We start from the raw sequence: 20,789 nt of genomic DNA on the forward strand, positions 1-20,789 counted from the left end.
AGTAGTTTCGGCATCCTGGAATTCGTCACGGTTGTCGCATCGAAATCGGTGCGAACGCTTGATTCCTAAGTGTTTGTTCTTTCCTTGAGGGTGCGCGATGAATTTTAGATGGATACGGAGCCAACTCGGCATTGTGGCTTTGGTTTTGCTGAGCGCAAATGGACATGCGGTTGACGCTGATGATCCGACGCCCGGATACAATCACAAGATTCCGCAGCAAATCCTCACGCCGGACGTGGTCGAGACCAAACTGCTCGGAGAGTTGACTTTTGATGATGGGCGCCCCGACGAAGCGACCACCAAGAAACTGTATGACTTTCTCACCGTCGTGCGTGGAACGGAAGCTTTTTTGAACGGAATCCCCGCTACATCGATCGAAGGGCTTCGGTTAGGACACATTGAATTGGGACTGAAAACATCCAGCCAATTCATGATCATGGATCGCCTTTTAGATTCCAACCCGCTCTTTTTGACCGGCAACACAGACACCGTGTATTGCTCGGGATTCTTGGATCTCAAACGCGATGGGCCGACCGTTGTGGAGGTGCCGGAAAAATGTGGTCCAGGCACCGTCAACGACGCGTTCTTTCGGTTTGTCATTGATATGGGAGTTCCGGGGCCAGACCGCGGTAGCGGTGGGAAATACTTGATTCTGCCACCCGACCATGACGGCGAATGGGTAGGACCAATTGGCGGAAAAGCAACCGAAATCGATGGCGAAACATACTTCGTGGTTCAATCAACCAGTTGGGTGAATTGGGTGATTCTCCGTGGCTTCCTGGTCGACGGAAAACCTGATGCGTCTGCGGAAATGTTTCGCAACGGTTTGAAAGTCTATCCGCTTTCCATGAAGTCGAACCCACCCGCGATGAAATTCGTCAGCGGATCGGAAAAGACGTTCAACACCATTCACGCGAATACATTTGAGTTTTACGAGGAATTGGCCACGGTGATCCAACGAGAACCTGTGACCATGCTTGATCCTGAATTGCGTGGGATCTTTGCCGCGATCGGTATTGAAAAAGGAAAAGAGTTTTCTCCAGATGAGAAGGAAAGACGACTGCTGACGGAGGCGGTAGCGATTGGCAATGCCACTGCGCGTTCAATTGTTTTCAGGCCGCGGTTAACTGGCGTGAAATACTACTCTGGTAGTGCATGGATGACCGCATTCATCGGAGGAGACTATAAGTGGCTCAAAGACGGTGGTCGTGGTGGACGCAACCTCGATGCAAGAACGTTGTTCTTTTATCAGGCGACGGTCAATACACCGGCCATGGTTCTGAAGATGACAGGCAAGGGGTCACAATATGCCTATGCTGCGGTCGATCAAGAAGGGCGTTACTTGGACGGAAGTAAAACCTACAAGCTTCGCCTTCCCGCGAACGTCCCGGTGAAAGACTTCTGGTCTGTTGTCATCTACGACCCTCAGACTCGATCCGAGTTGCAGACCGGGCAATCGTTTCCAAGCAAGAATAGTAAGCGAGACGACCTGCAGACCAATCCAGACGGTTCGGTTGACCTTTACTTTGCACCGGAAAGCCCCGCCGGAAAAGAATCCAATTGGATTCAAACCGTTTCCGGAAAGGGGTGGTACACGTTGCTTCGTCTTTATGGACCGTTGGATCCGTGGTTTGAGAAGACTTGGCGTCCCGGAGAAATCGAACTCTTCGACGACGCCGATTGACTCCTTTGTTTAAGTCCTAATTGTCGGACCACACACCGAATTCGTTGCCGGACGGATCGGTGAATTGGAAGCGGCGGCCTCCGGGGAAGGAAAATATTTCCTGGATCACGGTTCCGCCCGATGATTGAACTTTCGCCATCGTTGCTTCCAATTCATTGCTGTAGAAAACGACCAATGCGGATCCGTTGGATGTCAGCGATGACTTATCGGACTGATAGAAACCACCATCCAAGCCAGTCGATTTGTCGAAGGCGGTGTACTCGGGGCCATAGTCCGTGAATTTCCAACCAAAGCAAGTCTCAAAGAAAACCTTGGTTTTCGCCATGTCAGTGGCGGGGATCTCGATGTAGTTGATCAATTCGTGTTGGTTGGACATTTAGATCTCTCGGTCGCAACAAAAGAAGAGGATTTGCGAATGTAGCATTTTGATGTTGCTACGGGACGAGCCCTGTTCACTTCACCTGCATCAGATACGCGATCAGATCGGCCATCGCTTGCCGATCGAGTTGTTCTTCCAGACCTTCCGGCATGATCGACATTCCGGTGCTCTGCAGACGTTCGATGTCGACCCGTAGCAGCGAATCCTTGGCCGATTCGGCTCGTTGCAGCGTGATCGAAGTTGCCGATTCTTCCGTGATCATTCCGGTCAGCGTTCGTCCATCGACGTCCAACGCGACGTAGTTCAAGTATTGAGGGTTCACCTCACGGTTTGGATCCAAGACGTTCGCGAGAATGAAGTCGTCTCCGCGAGTTTTGACCGTCGCCAAGTTGGGGCCAATCTCATGGCCTCGATCTTCTAGGCGGTGGCAGTTGGCACAGTGCGCCGTGAAGAGCTTGCTGCCGCGAGCGGAATCGCCAGGCAAATGCAACGACTTCTGGTACGCCTGAACAACTTGTTCGCGGTTTTTCGAACCGCTTGATTCGAGCAGTTTGGCCGCTAGCTTCTGAATCGACGAATTGGGCGATTTTGTGGCGACTTGCAAACGTGATCGTGAGACTTCGCTGAGTGGGATGTCGCCAGAATCGATGGCGGTCAACAGACGAAGCAAACGATCAGGTCGCGAGAACAGGATTTCACTGGCCGTTTCTCGAAGACTGGGACTCAGGCTGCTCCAACGCGATAACAGCGACTCGGTGATTTCGTCGGAATCGAAGCGGCCCCAAGTGATCATTGCGGCTCGCTGAATCCCGATGGGCTGGCGACTGTCGATCAAGGACTTCATCACATCCGACACGCGAGATGCGGTGGCGTATCGCAAGTTTTCAATTGCACTGACGCGATCATCCACCTGTTCGGACTCATTGAGTGCGACACGCTCGAGCTGTTCGAGCATCTTGTTCAACACTTGATCGATTTCCGCGAGCTCACCGGAATCGTCCAGCTGACGCAACACCGTGTCTGGACGCGATCGGGTTTCCAGAAGTTTGCCCAAAATCGGAAGAGCAAAGTTTCCATCGTCGGGTGATAGATTCGATACGGCTGCGACCGCCAAGCGAATATCAGCTGGATCGTTCTGCTGGGTGATTTGCGACGCCAATCGACCGACGAATTCAATCAGATTGGGATCAATTGGTTTTTTGAGTAAGGCGAAGAACAATTCGCCAGCTCCTTCGGCAACGGAACTTTGGACCGCCGTCTGCATCCATCGGTTGGTGGGGTTTTGGCGGATGATGTGGGCGAGTGTTTGCGTTTTTTCAAAGCCGTCAATCGAACCTGCGGTGAAAGCCAGTTGGTAACGGACTTCGATCGATGGATCGTCGATTCGTTCCGCCAGTTTGCTACGCAGCGCCTCGTTGGACGTTAGTTTTTCTGTCAAGCGGATCGCATGTTTGCGAATGGACGGATGCGGATCGTTCAGTCTTGGAAAAACGGTTTCTTCGTCGAGTTGCTTGAGGCCGTCCAGCACCGCGAGTGCATGCAATCTTCCAAGCGGCAGTTCGGGGTGATTTGCCATCTGTTTCAGTTCGGTGATTGACTTTGACTGTCGCTGGACCAGCAGACGGCTTGCCGTTTCACGATGCCATGCGTTGGGGTGAGCAAGCGTATCGACCAATTCTTGGTCGCTTGCACGATTCAGATTCGGCGTTGCTCGGTGCTCATATCCATCTGGAACGAGACGGTACAGACGGCCTCGATCGCGTCCCGAGGTCAGGTCCAAGTGTTGTTTGATCTCAACAGGCAGACTTTTGGGGTGTTCAATGACTTCGCGACAAACGTCGATGATGTGCAGCGAACCATCCGGAGCATTGGCGAACTGAGCTGGGCGGAACCAGATGTCAGTGGATGTGACCAGTTCACTGTCGGGGTCAACTCTTTTGCCAACCCATTTCAATCCGTTGGGCTGGAGTCTCTTGCGATGAATCAGATTGCTGCCCACATCGCCAATGATCGCCATGCCTTGGAATGACGCAGGCCAAGCGTCACCGCGCACAATCGTGACTCCGGTGGCGCCGGTGAAGTAGCCCGCCGCTCGACCGCCGCCTTCAATTGGTCCGCGTGCCTTGCCGCTGACTCTCAATCGCGTGCGAACAATCCGCCACGGTTCGACGGGACTGGTGCGAAACACTTCGGCTTGCGGTCCATCCTCCGCGATCGAGACTCTCGCCGCGGCGGGTTGCAGTAGTGAGTTGCGGCCGATGTAGTGATCTTCGTACATGACTTGCTGCAGATGGTCGCTGTTGGACGACACAAATTTGCGTCCCCAATCGTCGAAGCTCATTCCGTGTTGAGCCGCGCCACTGGTCAGTTCAAAATCACCGGTGTGTGGATCCAAAGCGATGTCGCGACCTCGTATGTTGATCGCGTCTGATTCAGGTTGGCCAGGCCTCCGGATCATTCCGCCGGTACTGCTGCATGCGATGTGAATTCGGTTGTCGAGTCCCCAACGAAACGAGTTCATAAGGCCCTGGACGTTGGAGGTACCGAATCCGGTCAAGACGGTGTCCCGTTGATCGGCTTTTCCGTCACCATCGGTGTCGCGAAAGTAGTAAAGGTTGGGCGCGTCACCGACAAACAGTCCACCGTCCCACGGGAACAAACCAGTGGGCCACAGAAGTCCTTCCACAAAGATGGTGCTGGAGTCATAGACCCCGTCCTGATCAACATCTCGCAAATGAGAAATTCGCGAAATACCTTGGTCGCGATCTTCGCTGTAGCCTCGCATTTCGCAAACGAACAGCGATCCATCCGCCGCCCATTCCATTGCCACGGGGCTGGTCACCAACGGTTCGCTGGCGATCAACTGGATTTGAAACCCGTCGGCAACCTGAAAGTCTTGAAGTGTTTCCGAGGCTGGCGTGGCCGGAACGCGAGGAAGTTCGGCGGAGTAGTCATCTTGCGCAGATCCTGTTGCGTTCCCGAGCGAGAACGCAACAGCAAGGCTAGCGACGGCCGTATGAAGCAGCGAACAGCGGTTGGTTAGCGTCATCGTGATTCAACCTCCGATGGCGATTCCGTTTTGATCTCGACGGTTGCTTCTGCAGCTTCGACTTCCAGAAGTTCTCGCACGCCATCCATTAGCACAGCTTCCACTTCGGGACCCACCTTTGACGCGCGTTGGCTGGTTTCGTAGCCGCCTTGGCCGTAGGCTTCTTCGGTTCCGATGTATCCCGGACCGTAGTCGCCGTATGCTGCCATCGAGATTTTCAAATCCGGACGCATCGCTTTGGCTGCCAGCTGATATTCAACAAAAAGTTCGCCGGGCATATGCAACAGACGAACGTCGGCGATCGACAAACAACTCAGTTCAACTTGGTGCCCGTTTTGGCAACGCAGCAGCCACGCCAGATCATCGGGGCTGCCCCAATAGTCGGTCGTATTCCAATCGGCCAACTTTTCTCGCAGTGCATCGGCATCCAAATGAGGAGCCGGTGGAAGCGAGACCGGCGTGTATGCCCATCGGATGTCATCGGACGTGATGGCAAACTTGGTGCTGTTGCTTGCCGCCTGTTCCATTGCATCAGCGACACGATGAGCCAACCTCATGCGGTTTGCGGGTGAACCATCGTTGTACTTGCCGGCACCGATGTTTCCGCCGGCACCGTTGAAATGAACATGCAGGACGTCGGGACGTGCCTGCCCGCGAATGAATCGTGCCAGTCCCGGGAAATCGGGGCTGGGGACACCTGTGCGATAGTAGCTTTGTGGATGACACGCGTAATGCGTGAGTACGGCGAGGACTTTGTCACCGCTGTAGAATGTCAGCGAAGTCAATTCGGGGTCGATGGTTCCGTCCGGGGCCGCGATCAACTTGGGATCGCGACAAGCGGTGTAGCGGGTCGCGATGACTCGGCCTGTTTCATCTTGGAGACGACGGTTGGATGCGACGTCCTTCACTTCGGCCGTTCCCCAACCCGCGTGCGTGACTTCCGTCGCACCGTTGATTCCTTCCTTGACCGCATCAGCCAACCGGTTCAAGACTTCGCGTGCGAGCGAACTGTCGTAAGGACCCAGGTCGGATTTCCCTGCTTCGTTGACCAATCGTTCGGCGGTGAAATCACAACGAGGTGCATCGTGTTGATGAAGGGTGTGCACAGCGACTCGGTCAGGCGTTGTGCCGGCGGCTTCTGCCAATCGACCGCGAAATTGGTCGTGTCCCTCGTTTCCAATCCCAATCCAATCAACCGCACACAGGACAATTGGATCATCGGCACCGAGCAAGACGATGCCGCGAGCCCGAAGCGTCATTTCTTCGACCCGTTTGACCCGGTCGTAGGCCATCATCGAGCCAACGGTGGGCGTCGCATCAACATCGAATCTCGCCAACCGGATTTTTGAAGCTTCGTTCACCGGGTTCGAAGCTTGGTCCTGTGCCGACACATTGTTCGGTGTGATCGACGCGGTCACTATCCAAGCAACCAGGAGATTCGCTACAAGGACGTTCACTGCAGAACGGGATGTCATGGTTGGTCTCCGGGCACGTCGCCACGCACTCGTAGAAAACCGACGAACTCTGCAGCGATCTTTTCAACACAAAATGACTCAGTCGAGATCATGTGTGGTGACAGAGCCAAACTGGCGGAGCTTGGTCGTTCCATACGAGATGGATGGCGATCAGGGGTGGGACTTGGGGCGGGAGCCACCGCTTGAACAAATGGAGTTCCATTGCACCTGCGGGCTGGTCTTATAGTAGCAGATCGCATCCCACGAGATGGGGCGATGGCCGCAACTTTGCGATTGCCGAACGATTGCTCAGCCGTGAAGGTGAGCTGCGTCTTGGACGGACGCTACAGCGGCAACGTTGATCGATGAACACGATCGCCCCGTCACCCAATGCGAAGGGGCGGCAAAATTGCCGCCCCGATTAGCAGTTGATGACAACTGCATTTGGAATTGGTGAACATTGATAAGCAGAATCGGCACGTTGATATGGCGATGCCTCAACAAAGTCTGCTCGATCGTTCTTGGAACGTGATCAGATTAGTTTCGTTTTGCCAGGGATGGCATAGCTAGGCTCAGGTCGACTTCCGTCCCACTGCAAATCTTTGGGGAAAAGGTCCAGTTCCGACTCATTGGCGACAAAGTCCCACGTTACCTTTTTGCCGGTGTAAGCGGCCATGCGACCCATGACAGCGGTCAACGAACTCTTCGCAGTTTCGAGCAACTCGACGATCGCTTCGCCGCTTCGAATCGAATCGATCAAGTCCTTGTGCTCTTGGCGATAAGCATCCGCGATGCTTCCTTCGAGCTTCAGAGTTTCCTTGCCGCTGCGGTCCAGGAAGGTGGATCCGCTGCTGCCAGCACCGATGATTGCAAAACCTTTGGTTCCACGAACGGTGCTGCCGTTTTCAGCAGTTGAACCAGGGATTTGGCGGCACATGAACGAAACAGGGCGTTCGTCGGAGTACATGTAGTCAATCGACATGCTGTCCCACATTTCGCTGTCGTCGGGACGGGTGAAGCGTCCGCCCGAACCGTACGCGCTAACCGGTGGTCCCTGCATGACCCAGTTCATCAGGTCAATGTTGTGAACGGCTTGCTCAGCGATTTGGTCGCCGGACAACCAGATGAAGTGCATCCAGTTGTTGAGTTGGTACTGGGTGTCGCTAACACCTTCGGCTCGGTTCTTATACCAAATGCCTTGGCTGCAGTAGCGAGAGGTCATGCCGATGATGTCACCGATCTCACCGTCGTGAATTCGCTTGACCGCTTCCATGTAGTTGGATTGGCGGCGGTACTGTGTTCCGGTGACGATGGCGGTCCCGTTCTTCTTCGCTTCTTCGTGAGCGGCAACACAAATTCGATAGCCGGCGGGATCGACGCAGGATGGTTTCTCAGCGAAGACATGCTTGCCCGCTTTGACAGCTTCGGCGATGTGAGATGGACGGAAGGCTGGCGAAGTGGTCAAGAACACAACTTCCACTTCTGGATCTTCCAGAACAGCTTTGTAAGCGTCCAGGCCAGAGTGAATGCGATCGTCAGCAACGTTGATTTTGTCGCCATGACGTCGAGTCATTCCCGTCCGAAGTCGTTCCGCATTGCCCGGATCCAAGTCCGCAATGGTGACCAATTCGATGTTGTCGTTGATGGAGAACGAGTCGTTGACTGCGCCCGTTCCCCGTCCACCCGCGCCGACGATTCCAATTTTGATCTTCCGATCTGGATCGGCGGATGCCGCCTGAGTGTGAACCATTCGGCTGGCACCAACCGTTGCCGCCAATGCAGCGGACGCGGATGCACCGCGACGCAGGACTTCGCGACGGGTGGTGGTTGGGTGATCAGAGGTGGTGCGGTTCAGCTTGTCATTCATATCAGGCTCACTCGGAAACAATCACAGGGAAGAACTGCGAGACGCAATTCGGAAGGTCGGTAATTCAGGTGGGATGAAGGCAGAGAAGAATTCAGTGGGAGGGATGGAATGTGGTTGGGAATCGGACGAGGCCACCGGTCATCTTCGGGAGCAAATCAAGCGGTCTTGGTGACCTCGTCCATCCCATCCAATGGGGCCACAGAATGGACCCATCGAAGTTCAGTTTAGTTGGCGTGTTTCGTTGGGTAGCGTTTGTTTGGTTTGGCCGTTGGGGCGTTTTTGTGATGTTGATTTACTAGGCCGTTATGGCGTTCGGTTCGGTTCGATGAAAGCAAAACCGGGGCTAACGCCCAAACGGCTGATGCAATTGATGTAGAACCGGGGCGGATGCCCAAACGTCTGATTCGGTCGGGATGCTGTCCCGCCAAGTTGTGTTGGCTAACTTCCAACGGTTTCGTTCGTATGTAGCTCGATGGTCTTGCCGGTTCGGAAGGATTCGTCCGCTGCCGCGACAATCTTCATAGAGTTGACCGCGTCTTGAAGGTGCGCTGTCAAGTCATTGTTTTGTTGAATCGCATCGAGGAAAAACTGCTGCTCACGATGGCACAAACCATCGTGATCGGGTTCGTCTTCCAGATGAATCCACTCGTCGTCGCGAGCGAAGTTGCCTTCGGTGTTCAGTTTTCCGTGGTGCAAGCGGATGGATTCCGTCTTTGTGTGAGCATCCACGTTGTCACTTTGTCCCGACGAAGAAGCCGATTCGGCGACGATGGATACTGAACCGTTTGGTCCAACGACGTCTTTGACAAAGAACGCAGTCTCGCTCATCATCGGTCCCCAACCGGCTTCGTACCAACCAACCGACCCATCTTCGAACGTGACCTGTAGTTGGCCGTAGTTGACCATTCCTTCAGGAAGTTCATCGGTCAATCTCGCGCCGATTCCCGACACTCGCACTGGACGTGACCCAGTCATTTGGCACATCACGTCAACGTAGTGAACCCCGCAGTCAACGATGGGCGATACGGTTGACATCAATCGTTTGTGGGTTTCCCAAGTCGCACCCGATGAAGATTGGTTGAGGTTCATCCGCATCACCAAAGGTTTGCCCAATGTGTGTGCGATCTCAATGAATCGATTCCAACTCGGGTGATGTCGCAGGATGTAACCCACCACGACTTTGCGATTGGTCGCCAATGCGGTGGCCGCGATCTCTTCGGCTGCTTCCACGGAATCCGCCAGCGGTTTCTCGACAAACACGTGACATCCCGCTTCTAACGCGGTCGTTACAAAGCGTGCGTGGGTGTCGGGCCAAGTCGAGACACAAACGGCGTCCGGTTGGGTCGCCCGCAGAGCCTCATCGAAGTCTTGATAGGTCGCGTAGTCGCTACCGAGCTCTTCGTTCAATTTTGCACCGGACTCTTTCGATCGAGTGCAAATTCCGACGATCTCAAAACCATCGATCGCTTGATACGCCAAAGCGTGAGAGCGGCCCATGTTTCCTGCGCCAACACACAGGATACGAACGCGATCTTGATTCGTTGCAGATTCACTCATCAGACCGATTCTCCCAGTGCGGACGAGGACAAACAATCAGCCGCCGCGTCATCGAGCAGGTATTGCACGTCACCGTGCGTTTGCAAGTAGGTGGCGGGAATGGTGGAGCTGATTGGTCCTTCGATGGCTCGTTGGACAATGTCGGCCTTGTGTTCACCAAACGCGAGTAAGCGAATTCGACGCGACTGCAAAATGGAATCGACTCCCATCGTGATCGCGAGCAACGGCACGTGTTCGATCCCGCCAAAGTCTTTGACCGCATCCAGACGAGTCAGGTCATCCAGTTTGACCATTCGAGTCCGCGTGTCCCGCGTGGCACCCGGTTCGTTGAATCCGATGTGTCCGGTTCGTCCAATTCCCAGTAGCTGCAGATCAATTCCACCGGACGATGCGATCAGCTCATCGTAGTCTCGGCAGTACCCGGGTACCGCTTCCAGTTCGATGGTTCCTCGTGGGATGTGAACGTTCGCACGGACAATGTCAATGTGATCGAACAGATGATGATTCATGAAGCGAACGTAGCTTTGGGCCGCGTCCGGTTTGATCGGATAGTACTCATCCAGATTGAATGTGACCACGTTGTGAAATGACAGACCTTCTTCGCGGTGCATTCGCACCAGTTCGCGATAAACGCGTACGGGAGTTGATCCGGTGGCCAATCCCAATACGCAATTGCGATGTTGGGAGGCACGGTGGCGAATCAACGATCCAATTTCCCTAGCAACCCGTCGGCTGGCTTCACCCGCGCTTGCCATTCGCAGGACGGACAGACCCGACGTGCGTTGAGATGGGTTGTTTAACGGCGAGGGACTTTCCAAAGTACTACTCATGAGTGTGTCGCTTGCAAGGCAGAGTCGGTCGAGTGAGAAGAGTGTTGGATCGGGAAGAGAGCCGAAAGGACATCATCGCTTGGGTGCCCGTGCCCACGATGTTGTACAAACGCTTCGGCTGCTCGCGTTCCGATGTCAGTGCCCCGCGCTTGGCTGTGTTCACGCATTGCGGTCAAGTATTCGTCGATCCCATTGTGTGAACGCAACCATTCCAGTTGGCTTTTGTGGCAAGCCAGCATCCGTGTTTTGGTTTCAAGCTGTTCGCTGATATCAACGAACGTCGTCGGCGTGATCGCATGACCCATTCGGTCTTGGCCGTCATGCCCGTCGGTGTAATACAGATAGGGAACCTGCGAACCTTCGATGACAGGTTCCGAAGATGCGTTCGGGGCGGCGTAAACAAAACTTGCCGCTCGTCCGAGTTGGCCGGTGATTTCGTGGTCGGCGTGATAGTCCGACATCGGCATCGTGATCACCAACGTTGGCGCGATGCGTCGGAAAATATCAATGGACTTCTGCAACGATTGGCGGTCATAGACGAGGCGACCGTCCGGTTCGCTGAGTGTGTGGAATGTTGCCCCAATCAAGTTGGCTGCGTTGGTGCCTTCGGCGAATCGAATGCGAGCGGTTTCTTCGGGACCTTCGTTCATCGATCCGCAGTCTCCCGCAGTGACGGAGACAATGTGAACTTCCCAACCTGACTCCTGCAGACGAATCAGCGTGCCGCCGCAAGAGATCTCCGCATCGTCGGGGTGGGCCATGAAAGCGAGCGCCACTTTTCGATCAGGAACGGAGGGACGGGTTGGCATGGCAGGGTGACTCACGGTTGGGGGATGCGATCTGTCGGGCGTCATTCTGCAGACTGATGGATGATGTTTCTCCACATTGATTGCCCATTTGTGATACTCTGTTTGCGCGTCGAATGGGTCAATTATGAAACTATGCGCATTTTTCCAGGAAGTAATACTTTCTGCGCGCTGGTGACGTTGAGTCTGGCGGCAAATTGAACTAGCCGGCAATTCTCACGGAACGGCGTTTCCAAATTCTTCGTTGATGCGCTCGGATGACTCGAACCATGGCGTTTGCATGAAAGCCTCCTACGAAAAACTGGTTCCCAATGATGGGCAATCTTTTCGCTGTTTTGACCGAGCCTCGTTGCAGTCACCGGTCAAATGGCACCGACACCCCGAGGTTGAATTGACCTACATTCCTTCGGGCGTGGGCTCACGGATGGTGGGTGATCACATTGGCAGTTACACCGACCATGATTTGGTTCTGTTGGGATCTGAATTGCCTCACACGTGGGCGTCCGATGAATACCGGGGCCAGATGTACGATTTGCACTCCGCCATGGTGTTGCAATTTCATCCTGACTTCTTAGGACCCGACTTCTTTCGTCTCAACGAGATGGTGGAAGTTCATCATTTGCTTCACCGTGCAAGTCGCGGGTTATGGTTCCCGGCCGGCATGGCCGAATCGATTGGCGGCCAGTTGATCGAGTTGGAACAGCAGCAAGGAGCTAGACGATTGGTAACGCTGCTCTCAATCCTGGATCAACTTGCTCGTTGCAGCGAAGCCGAACCGCTGGCGTCGCATCTGTATCGCGCCAGCAGCAACGAAGAAGTGGAGACTCGCATTCAGGTGATATGCGACCACATCACGCACCATCTCACCGATCCCGATTTGACGCACAGCGAATTGGCGGAATTGGCAGACATGAATGCGTCCGCGTTCAGTCGGTTCTTCAAGCAGTCCACCGGTCGAACCGTGTCCGCTTATATCAACGAATTGAGGATCGGATTTGCATGTCGCTTGTTGACCGACACCGAGGATTCGATTTTGTCGATCAGTCAACAATCCGGGTATCAAAACCTGTCCAACTTCAATCGGCGTTTTCAACAACACCGAAAGATGACACCACGGGAATATCGCAACCGCGTTCGCATCGCAGTTTGAGCAATCGAATTCAATTGGAAGATTCTTCCGTCGAAATCGCTTGTGTCAGTTTGACCTTCATTTTCAGCGACTTTCGCCGCCACTTTGCCGCTTCGTCTTGGTCGCCAGCTTTGAGGAAGGCGTCGGACACAACCATGAACGCCTCTGAGAGGATTTTGGGATCTTGCGGGTCCTCGGCTTCTTGAATTCGACGCACAAACTCATCGATCTTTTCGCGGACTTCCGGCAACGCACAAATTCTCTCGCCTTCTCGTGTGGAACAGCCGAAGACGACGCCCGCCAGGCTGTCGTAGTCGCCAAGCAAGTCCGTGCCCTTGGGAACTAACCGCATCACGATTGAGTTTTCGGAGTCGTTGGAGACTGTTAGGTCGAGACTCCGGCGTCCGAGGAGGATGGGGATCTCGTATTGATCGTCATCGACATATAGTCCCCATTTGCCGACAGGCAACTTCAACCGTGCGACGCCATCCTCGTCGCTTTGGTCGATAAAGGTCGACGGGTAAAGGGGCTGGTCACGTCGATTTTGAAAGTAGGCGAGCAAGTCAGGGTTTCCAAAGAAGTCCGCACTCCGCGTCAAAGTTTTGCCGTAAACCTGTGATCCCCAATTGGTCCACAAGACGTTCGGATAGGCAGTCACTTTCACGTCGTCCAGCGGTTTGTCGTCCAGGCTTTTCACCTGGACCCGGCACGCATGCAATGGTTCCATCTCAAGAGTGATCGGTTTGTCCAGCGGCGGATCAAAGACGACTGGATGCCCAAAATGACTACTCAGGTTTTGGGCTGCTTCCGGGGAACGGACTCGATGATTTTCGGTTAGCCCAATGATTTGAATGGATTGTTTTTTCGGCCAGCCTTCAATCAGAAAGGTCCCGTCAGCATCGATTGGGGCCCACGTGGACCAAGTCACCCGGTCCCGAGCTGACTTGGGTGGAACGGTCATCGCCAGAACACGGCCATCAACGATTGGACGCGGAACATTGTCCGCCAGTCTTCCGGAGACGGATGTGGCGGGACGAAGCGGAACATCCATCGGTGGGTTTGCGCCAGGCGTGAGTTCGACTTCAAGAATATCACTGAAGTGCGTGGGCGCGCCATCTACCAGACGGACCAAGAGAAAGTCGCTTTCACCGGGGAAGAGTTGATCGACGTGTACATGGTCGCCTTGGATCTCTCGGCGGAAACTGTTTTCCCAAGAACCGATGTCGGAACGAAGAACTTGGATTTGGTCCATCGTGAAGTCGTCGTCAACCGCGATGACCGGCCGGAATTGGATGCTGGCTGCCGGCTGCATTTTAATTTCAAACACGTCGTCGGATGGGACGTCCATGTGGACCGCATCTGCCAAACAGAATGACTCATGTCGAACATGCACGGACACTTGCAACGTTCGCGATTTTTCGGCGGCATCACGATAGAACGGATAAGCAATATTCGCGATTCCATTTTTGTCAGTGCGGGCAGCCTCCGGCTTCATTCCGGAAGGGTCTTTTCCATTGCGGAGCCAATGACCGTGGCCTTGCGAATAACGAAGTGCCCACGGAGTCACCACCGCACCTTCGATCGGATCGTCATTGGGATCGGTGACCTGAACAGTAATCGTTTCGGTCGTTTGCTCGCCCACGATGGTGAACAGATCGTTTTCGTCCGCCGAAAGCGAACTGCGCTCGGTCAATGCAAACAACAATACAACGGCAGCTAGCAGCGAAAGTCTCATCACAAGTGGTCCTTGAGGTTCGCGAGTTCATGCGTCAGTTCACATGCGTTGCCTACTGAAATTGTAGGCGAACCAATGACTCGGTGGTGGAGTTGCCGCGATCAGACGAGGTCTTTTTCCAGCCATCTCCAGGCCATGTACTGCATCCTTGGCAAGTGGAACGGTCCTTTCCAAAGGTTGCCTTTGATTTCGCTGCTAAGGCTGCCGTCTCGATGCAAGTAGCCGAACCACTCACCGTGCTCGCGATCGGGAAAGTGAGAGTAAGCCCAGTCGTGGATCTGCTGGTGCCACTGGGCATATTCGTCTTCGCCGGTCAGTAGATAAGCGAGAAGCGTTGCGAGAATGGATTCGTTTTGGGGCCACCAGAACTTCATGTCATGCCAGTACTCTTGCACGGGCAAACCGTATACATCGACGAAATAGAGGATCCCACCGTGCTGTTGGTCCCATCCGCGTTGCCACATCCACCGAAGCATTTGGCAGCCGGTTTCGATCAAGCTCGTGTCGCCGCGCAGGTGACCTTCCCACATGATGAACCAAGCTCCCTCGATCGCATGTCCCGGATTGAGTGTGCGCCCGTCAAAGTGATCCAGAATTTGACCGTCGACGCCCACGGTTTCCATCACGCACTGGATGTCTGCCTTGAGATGAAATTCGCGGATGGTGGCGACACTGCGGTCGATCCAGCGGTCGGCGTCCGGCAAACCGATTGATTGCCGGAGTTCTTGGGCGGTCGCGATGGTCATCATCGGGAATCCCATCCCTCGTGTTGGCCGGGTGACAGTGAATTTGGAGGTTACTTCTTCGCTGTTCAGATTGTGATTGACGAAACCATTGAATGCCTGAATCGCTCGCTCGCGGTAGTGGTTCTCTCCGGTGGCCAGTGCAAGTTCACCGTAGGCGATCGCCGCGAAACATTCTGAATAAGCATATCTTCGCTTACGGATCGGTCGGCCATCTTGAGTCACGTGGAACCACATGCGACCGTCGACCGGATCGTAGCAATGCTGTGTCAGAAACTCAGCACCGCGAATGGCATGCTGCAACCACTCCTCGCGACGTTCCACGTTGTTGTAGAGTTCACCAAACAGCCATGTCGCACGGCCTTGCTGCCAAACTCCTTTGTCGGTGTCGATGATGGTTCCATCGCGATTGAGCGACGTGAAGAATCCACCATGTTTGCGATCGATGCCGTGCTTGCACCAAAATGGGATCGTGTCGCGCAGCAGCCCATCGCGATAGACATTGATCAATGTTTGACGTTGCTGAGGATCCATTGATCAGTTCTCCGCGGAATCGTCGGTCGCGGATGCGTCCAGCGTATGAATCGTCAGCCCCACCAGCGAATCCTTTGGCGGCGATGTCAGCAGACTGGCCAAATACCCCGATGCAAAGCAACTCGTGATGCCACAGGTTGTGTAGAGGTAACCGTTGACGTCAGTGTATCGCCAAAGAGAAAACATCGCTGCTGCGCCGACGGTGGCACCCACCATCGCACCGATTGAGTTCGCTCGCGTGGTCAGTCCGCCCAGAACGAAGAGTCCGCCCAGAACACCCATGAACAAACCGATGACGACGATGAAGGTATCGAACAAGGATTTGATGCTGGGGTCGACGAAGACCAATCCAAGCAATGTTCCCAGCACGCCGAGCGAAAAAGTCAGCGTGCGAGCGGCAATCAAGTAGCCTCGTTCGTTGCGACAGAGTTTCAGTGGGCGAAAAAAGTCGGTGACCAATGCGGTCGCGGTGGAGTTCATGCTGGTCGAAACAGTCGACTGGGCCGCCGCGAAAACGCCCGCCACGATCAGCCCCGCTAATCCAATCGGCATCTCGCGAGCGATGAACAACGGGAAGACTTGATCGGTGGTGATTGCCGGCGAAAGCCGCTCGGGATGCGAATGGTAGAAACCATGCAACGCCGTTCCAATTCCGAAGAAGAGCAGCGTCGCGGGAATCGTCAGCACCGCATTTGTCCAAATGGATCGAGCGGCCAGCGACGGCGACGCCGTTGTCATGTATCGCTGAACGACGGCTTGATCGGCGGTGTACGACGAAAGGTTTTGCCCGATCGCTCCGACCACGATGACCCAAAGTGCGATCTGCGCGTGCGTGGGGCTGAAGTGCAAATTGGCGATTCGCATTTTGTCCGCGTCGATGGCGTGATCCAAACTGCCGCCAAAGCCGCCGTCGGTCCCCAACACCATCAACACGATGGCCAGGAAAGCGCCACCCAGCAGCACCACGGTTTGAATGGTGTCGGTCCAGATGACGGCTTCGATCCCGCCGAGTGTGCAGTAGACGATGCTGAGTCCGCCCATCAACAAAACAGCTTGCGACGGTGTCAATGGCGTCGCGACGGACAAGGCCAAACCCGTCAACGACATCACAACCGCCATCCGAAACAGGTGAAACAGCGAGAAGCTGAGGCTGCCGAACCAGCGGACGATTCGGTTGAAACGTTTCTCCAGGTATTCGTATGCGCTCGTCGCATCGATGCGGCGAAAGAAAGGCATTGCGACGTAAACCGCGATGAACGCGACCAACGGGATCGTGAAGTTGCCGATCGAGTACGTCCAATCCTGTGCGTAGGATTTAGATGGGATTCCCGTGAATGTCACCGAGCTGAGCATCGTTGCGAAAATGCTGCATCCGGCTGCCCACCATGGAATCTGACTGCCACCTCGAAAGTAGTCGTCGGTCGTGCGGTTTCGTCGAGCGAAGTAGACGCCGACGCCCAACATGGAAAACAAGTAGGCAAACAAGACGAGATAGTTCAGCGTTCCAAAGCTGCGTTCGGAATTCGCGAGTGTGATCTGATAAACGGCCGGCGATCGGACTCTTGGTCGCACCTCACCCGATGCGATAATGATCTCATTGCCCCAGTGAACGGCGGTGGTCGTCACGTGGTTCGCGGGGCTGGTGCCGGCTTTCGTCCAGGTGTCAGTGATGGTGTGGTAGGCGAATGTCTTCTTTGCAAAGCCGGGATGATCGTCCTTGAGTTGGTCAGCCTGGCCGAACATGCTTCCGTCATCGCCACCGAGCACAACAATGTGACTTTGCCCAATGTGAGTCGCCGTTCCGGCCATCACCGATTGCGGAACGTCGGCTTTCTGTTGCCAGGTGTTCGTGCTGGGACGATAGGCCCAATTGTCCGTCAGGAAGTCGACGCCGGATTGTGTTTGACGGCGACCACTCAAAACGTACAAACATGTTTCGTACCCGTCGTGTTGGGCTGCTGTCACATGAAACGCACGAGGAGGCCCAGGACAATCGGCCAACGGGGTCCAGGCAAGCAAGGCGGGATCATCGGATTGGCTCAGATCCAATACCCACATGCGTGACGACGCGGTGGAGAGTTCACCGCCACTCTGTCCGCCGATCAGGTAGACGGTTTGTCCGATCAGTTGGGCGGACGCGTGAACGCATGGTTGAGGCAAGGCAGGAAAGTCCACTTGCTCCACTGTTCGCATGGATGGATTCCATCGCAGCAAATAGACATCGCGAAAGGTCGCGTTGGAATCATTGCCTCCTAGACAGAGCACACCGTGGTGAACGGATTCCGTTGATGGAATCGAGACTGATGCCCCGTAGGCGGTCGGCCTTTGCAGCTTTCCTGCTTCAATCCACTGAACACCATCGTCAGGTGGATTGCCAGAAACACGAGGCAGGACATAAACCGCGTCGTGCCAGACTTTGTCGGTCTCCCAAATCGGAATTGGAAAGTTAGCACCGCCGGCCACTATCAACGCGTCCTCGTCCACGCCGACGAATGGACCCGCCACACCGAGAGAGTTGGGGATCGGCGGAAGTTCGCTCCACTTCAGCCATTCATCTGTGACCGTTTGCGCACATGTGATTTCAGGCGAAACAGCCATCATCGAAATCGCGAAGAAGACTGCGAGCAAACTTCGCTTGATGAAAGGTGATTGTTCGTTTCGACAGCGAGGGTGCAGCGGGCGACGATGGATCATGCGTCACTTGGCTTGCTCGTGTCGCCACTCCATTCGAAGAATCCGATCGCGTCGAGCGATTCTCGCAACGATTCCACCTGCGATTGCGAAAGGGATTCCAGAGGCAGGCGGCAAGGCCCAACATCGAGACCTTGCATTGCCAAGATGGCTTTCATCGCGGGATGGAACGGGTAGCGTCCAATTGTGCAAATCATTTCGATGGATTTCGATTGCCATTGGCGAGCGGTTTCCAACTGTCCGCTGGCCAGTGCCAACGTCATCTTGCGATAGATCTTTGCCGCCAAGTTGTATGTGCTTCCAATCGCGGCACGGGCACCCGTCGCGGTCGCACCCAATAACATTTCGTCGCAGCCCCAAACGACGTCAAACTTCCGATTCGACAATTCGAGGCACCGTTGAAACTCGAACAACATCGTATCGGTGTATTTCAGTCCCACCAAAGTCGGGATGGCTTCGTCCGCGTGAGTCAGGAATTCCACCATGTCGATGCTGGAACCCGTTAGCACCGGGATGTGGTAATAGTAAAACGGCGTCTCCGGTGCGGCCGCCGCTAGTTCTTGCATGCAAAGAGTGAGCGACTGCACGCTGGCAACTTTGAAATACGATGGGCAGGTCGCGGAAATCGCACTGGCACCGATCTGCTGGGCATGTTTGGCCAGTTCTTGTGCCTCACGCAAACTGTTGTGCCCAACTTGAACGATCACGGGAACTCGGCCGGCCGTCGCATTGACGAAAGCCGAGGCGACCAGCTGGCGTTCTCGCGTGGTGAGCGACATTCCTTCGCCGGTGCTGCCGCAGACGTACAGTCCTGAGACTCCGTCAAGTAGCAACTTCTCCACCATGGCGGGGACAACATCGAGGTTGAGATCGCCGCACGCTTTCATCGGGGTGTAGGTTGCGGCGATCAGGCCCGATAGTTTTCGCCCTGCCATGCGTTGCATCAAAAGGGATTCGTCGACCATCAATTGTTCTCCTGGTCGGTTTCAGACGATTCGTTTTGCGATTCGGATGAATCCAGATCACTCAATGAGATCGCAACGAAGCTGATTGTTTTGTAGTTGTCGCGTTCAAAGAGGACTCCGATGCGACCGTCCTGCATTCGCGTCAAACATGAGTAGGCAAAGCCGCCTGGGTAGACGTCCGTTTGACTGGGCCATGATTGACCTTCGTCATAGCTAATGCGAAGAACTCCGTTTTCCCGTTTCGTTTGAGACGCCGGGTTCGAGAAGATGATTCGGCTTTTGCCTTTGGAAGGCCAGGAGTATCTAAGAATCGATGCTTGGCACGTCGGTTCGATCAATGTTTGATCCATCTGCAGTTGCGACCAGGTTTGACCGCCATTGTCACTGACAGCGACCTTGCGATGTTTGGTCGATCCTTTGCCCTGAGTCCGCGCGTTAAGCATGACGCGACCGTCGGATAGCTCGACCATCTGGACTTCGTTGGCGTGGCCTTTGCCGTCGCCCGGAGCCACATCGCCCATGTTCCAGGTCTGGCCATCATCGTCGCTGTAGGCAGCGTATACTCGCCAGTTATTGTAGGGGCCTTGGTTGAACGGCATGATGATCCGCCCCTTGTGCGGACCGTTTTGCAGGACGATTCCGATCCCGGGGCCGGCGGCAACGCTGGTCACCTTTTTTTCACGTTTCACTTGCTTGGAAACGTCGCGGGGTGCGGCCCAAGTCTGCCCATCATCGTCGCTTGTTTGAACAAAAGTGAAATACGAATTCGGTCCGTAGCCGTCGGACGCTTTGTGTTCGCCGAGCTTGCTGCGTTGGTACATCAGCAAGATTCGGCCGGATTGCAGCACGACGGCTTGCGGGTTGTTCAAGGAGAGTTTGCCCTGATCGTTCAAAAGAACAACGTCGCTCCAGGTGGAACCGTTGTCGGTTGAACGCTTCATGATCAAATCGTTTTCGGAATGATCCCCGCCCTGGCGACCTTCGGCAAAAGCCAGCAAGGTTCCGTGGTTGGTGGTGATCAGCGAAGGAATGCGAATCGCAGGATATCCGTCTTGTTCGGGAACAAAGACGTCGACAATCTCTCGCTGGCCCCTGGCTTCGTCGTTGGCTTCCGCTTTAGCCGGCAACATCGTGATGAAAAGGCAGATTGCGGCCAAGGCGGACAGGATGGCAGAGAAGACCTGTCGATCGACTCTGCGTGGAAGCAGCGCGGATTGCTGGCGGGACACAACGAACTCCGTTGAGAAACGAGGGGTGGGTTTGAACGGGCAGGACGGCGAGTGAGCCGTGAAAGTGGATGGGCTTTATAGCATGACGCCGACATGTAGGGTTGCGTCGATGGACCCATCTGTTGCTTCGAGATTCG

The 20,789-nt window shown here is 54.8% G+C and carries 14 protein-coding genes; 2 read left to right on the forward strand and 12 right to left on the reverse strand.

Annotation, left to right across the window (positions count from 1 at the left end):
- Window positions 1–97 precede the first annotated feature (97 nt).
- Entirely contained in the window at window positions 98–1,684 is a 1,587-nt protein-coding gene (locus RB_RS06545; RefSeq protein ID WP_011119293.1) for a DUF1254 domain-containing protein, read from the forward strand.
- Window positions 1,685–1,700: 16 nt separating this feature from the next.
- On the opposite strand, the gene RB_RS06550 is transcribed toward RB_RS06545, so the two are convergent.
- The 7 genes from RB_RS06550 to RB_RS06580 form a co-directional block, all read right to left on the reverse strand.
- The gene (locus RB_RS06550) at window positions 1,701–2,060 is read right to left on the reverse strand and encodes a VOC family protein (protein ID WP_011119294.1); all 360 of its coding nucleotides are present in this window, start codon (window positions 2,058–2,060) and stop codon (window positions 1,701–1,703) included.
- 76 nt (window positions 2,061–2,136) lie between these two features.
- Complete coding sequence (locus RB_RS06555) at window positions 2,137–5,112, reverse strand: PVC-type heme-binding CxxCH protein (protein WP_011119295.1); 2,976 nt, start codon at window positions 5,110–5,112, stop codon at window positions 2,137–2,139.
- Window positions 5,109–6,530 (reverse strand): hypothetical protein, encoded by a 1,422-nt coding sequence (locus RB_RS06560; protein WP_164922752.1) that lies wholly within the window; start codon window positions 6,528–6,530, stop codon window positions 5,109–5,111. The genes RB_RS06555 and RB_RS06560 overlap by 4 nt, the downstream gene beginning before the upstream one ends.
- A gap of 568 nt (window positions 6,531–7,098) precedes the next feature.
- On the reverse strand, window positions 7,099–8,433 hold the full coding sequence (locus tag RB_RS06565) for a Gfo/Idh/MocA family protein (protein ID WP_164921627.1): 1,335 nt from the start codon (window positions 8,431–8,433) through the stop codon (window positions 7,099–7,101).
- Between the two features lie 438 nt (window positions 8,434–8,871).
- Complete coding sequence (locus tag RB_RS06570; protein WP_164921628.1) at window positions 8,872–9,990, reverse strand: Gfo/Idh/MocA family protein; 1,119 nt, start codon at window positions 9,988–9,990, stop codon at window positions 8,872–8,874.
- Window positions 9,990–10,820, reverse strand: a complete 831-nt coding sequence (nagB, locus tag RB_RS06575) for a glucosamine-6-phosphate deaminase (protein ID WP_011119306.1) — start codon at window positions 10,818–10,820, stop codon at window positions 9,990–9,992. Before nagB ends, RB_RS06570 begins: the two co-directional genes overlap by 1 nt.
- Complete coding sequence (locus tag RB_RS06580) at window positions 10,817–11,629, reverse strand: PIG-L deacetylase family protein (RefSeq protein ID WP_011119307.1); 813 nt, start codon at window positions 11,627–11,629, stop codon at window positions 10,817–10,819. The genes nagB and RB_RS06580 overlap by 4 nt, the downstream gene beginning before the upstream one ends.
- A 244-nt stretch (window positions 11,630–11,873) precedes the next feature.
- Here RB_RS06580 and RB_RS06585 point away from each other — a divergent pair, with 244 nt between their 5' ends.
- A complete protein-coding gene (locus RB_RS06585; RefSeq protein WP_011119308.1) occupies window positions 11,874–12,776 on the forward strand; it encodes an AraC family transcriptional regulator in 903 nt (300 codons plus the stop codon).
- A gap of 10 nt (window positions 12,777–12,786) precedes the next feature.
- On the opposite strand, the gene RB_RS06590 is transcribed toward RB_RS06585, so the two are convergent.
- The 5 genes from RB_RS06590 to RB_RS06610 form a co-directional block, all read right to left on the reverse strand.
- Entirely contained in the window at window positions 12,787–14,493 is a 1,707-nt protein-coding gene (locus RB_RS06590; RefSeq protein ID WP_164921629.1) for a hypothetical protein, read from the reverse strand.
- 98 nt (window positions 14,494–14,591) lie between these two features.
- Window positions 14,592–15,767, reverse strand: coding sequence for an AGE family epimerase/isomerase (locus RB_RS06595; protein WP_011119310.1), 1,176 nt, complete (start codon window positions 15,765–15,767; stop codon window positions 14,592–14,594).
- Window positions 15,768–15,770: 3 nt separating this feature from the next.
- Complete coding sequence (locus tag RB_RS06600; protein ID WP_011119311.1) at window positions 15,771–18,461, reverse strand: sodium:solute symporter family transporter; 2,691 nt, start codon at window positions 18,459–18,461, stop codon at window positions 15,771–15,773.
- On the reverse strand, window positions 18,458–19,423 hold the full coding sequence (locus RB_RS06605) for an N-acetylneuraminate lyase (RefSeq protein ID WP_164921630.1): 966 nt from the start codon (window positions 19,421–19,423) through the stop codon (window positions 18,458–18,460). The genes RB_RS06600 and RB_RS06605 overlap by 4 nt, the downstream gene beginning before the upstream one ends.
- Window positions 19,423–20,652, reverse strand: a complete 1,230-nt coding sequence (locus RB_RS06610) for a sialidase family protein (RefSeq protein ID WP_011119313.1) — start codon at window positions 20,650–20,652, stop codon at window positions 19,423–19,425. The genes RB_RS06605 and RB_RS06610 overlap by 1 nt, the downstream gene beginning before the upstream one ends.
- Between the last annotated feature and the right edge of the window lie 137 nt (window positions 20,653–20,789).

The organism is Rhodopirellula baltica SH 1, from assembly GCF_000196115.1.
GTDB classification, from domain to species: Bacteria; Planctomycetota; Planctomycetia; order Pirellulales; family Pirellulaceae; genus Rhodopirellula; species Rhodopirellula baltica.

Coding starts and splice junctions, on each gene's coding strand:
- RB_RS06600 (WP_011119311.1), bottom strand. CDS start 18,461: ATGATCCATCGTCGCCCGCTGCACCCTCGCTGTCGAAACGAACAATCA.
- RB_RS06580 (WP_011119307.1), bottom strand. CDS start 11,629: ATGCCAACCCGTCCCTCCGTTCCTGATCGAAAAGTGGCGCTCGCTTTC.
- RB_RS06605 (WP_164921630.1), bottom strand. CDS start 19,423: ATGGTCGACGAATCCCTTTTGATGCAACGCATGGCAGGGCGAAAACTA.
- RB_RS06545 (WP_011119293.1), top strand. CDS start 98: ATGAATTTTAGATGGATACGGAGCCAACTCGGCATTGTGGCTTTGGTT.
- RB_RS06555 (WP_011119295.1), bottom strand. CDS start 5,112: ATGACGCTAACCAACCGCTGTTCGCTGCTTCATACGGCCGTCGCTAGC.
- RB_RS06570 (WP_164921628.1), bottom strand. CDS start 9,990: ATGAGTGAATCTGCAACGAATCAAGATCGCGTTCGTATCCTGTGTGTT.
- nagB (WP_011119306.1), bottom strand. CDS start 10,820: ATGAGTAGTACTTTGGAAAGTCCCTCGCCGTTAAACAACCCATCTCAA.
- RB_RS06595 (WP_011119310.1), bottom strand. CDS start 15,767: ATGGATCCTCAGCAACGTCAAACATTGATCAATGTCTATCGCGATGGG.
- RB_RS06585 (WP_011119308.1), top strand. CDS start 11,874: ATGCGCTCGGATGACTCGAACCATGGCGTTTGCATGAAAGCCTCCTAC.
- RB_RS06565 (WP_164921627.1), bottom strand. CDS start 8,433: ATGAATGACAAGCTGAACCGCACCACCTCTGATCACCCAACCACCACC.
- RB_RS06550 (WP_011119294.1), bottom strand. CDS start 2,060: ATGTCCAACCAACACGAATTGATCAACTACATCGAGATCCCCGCCACT.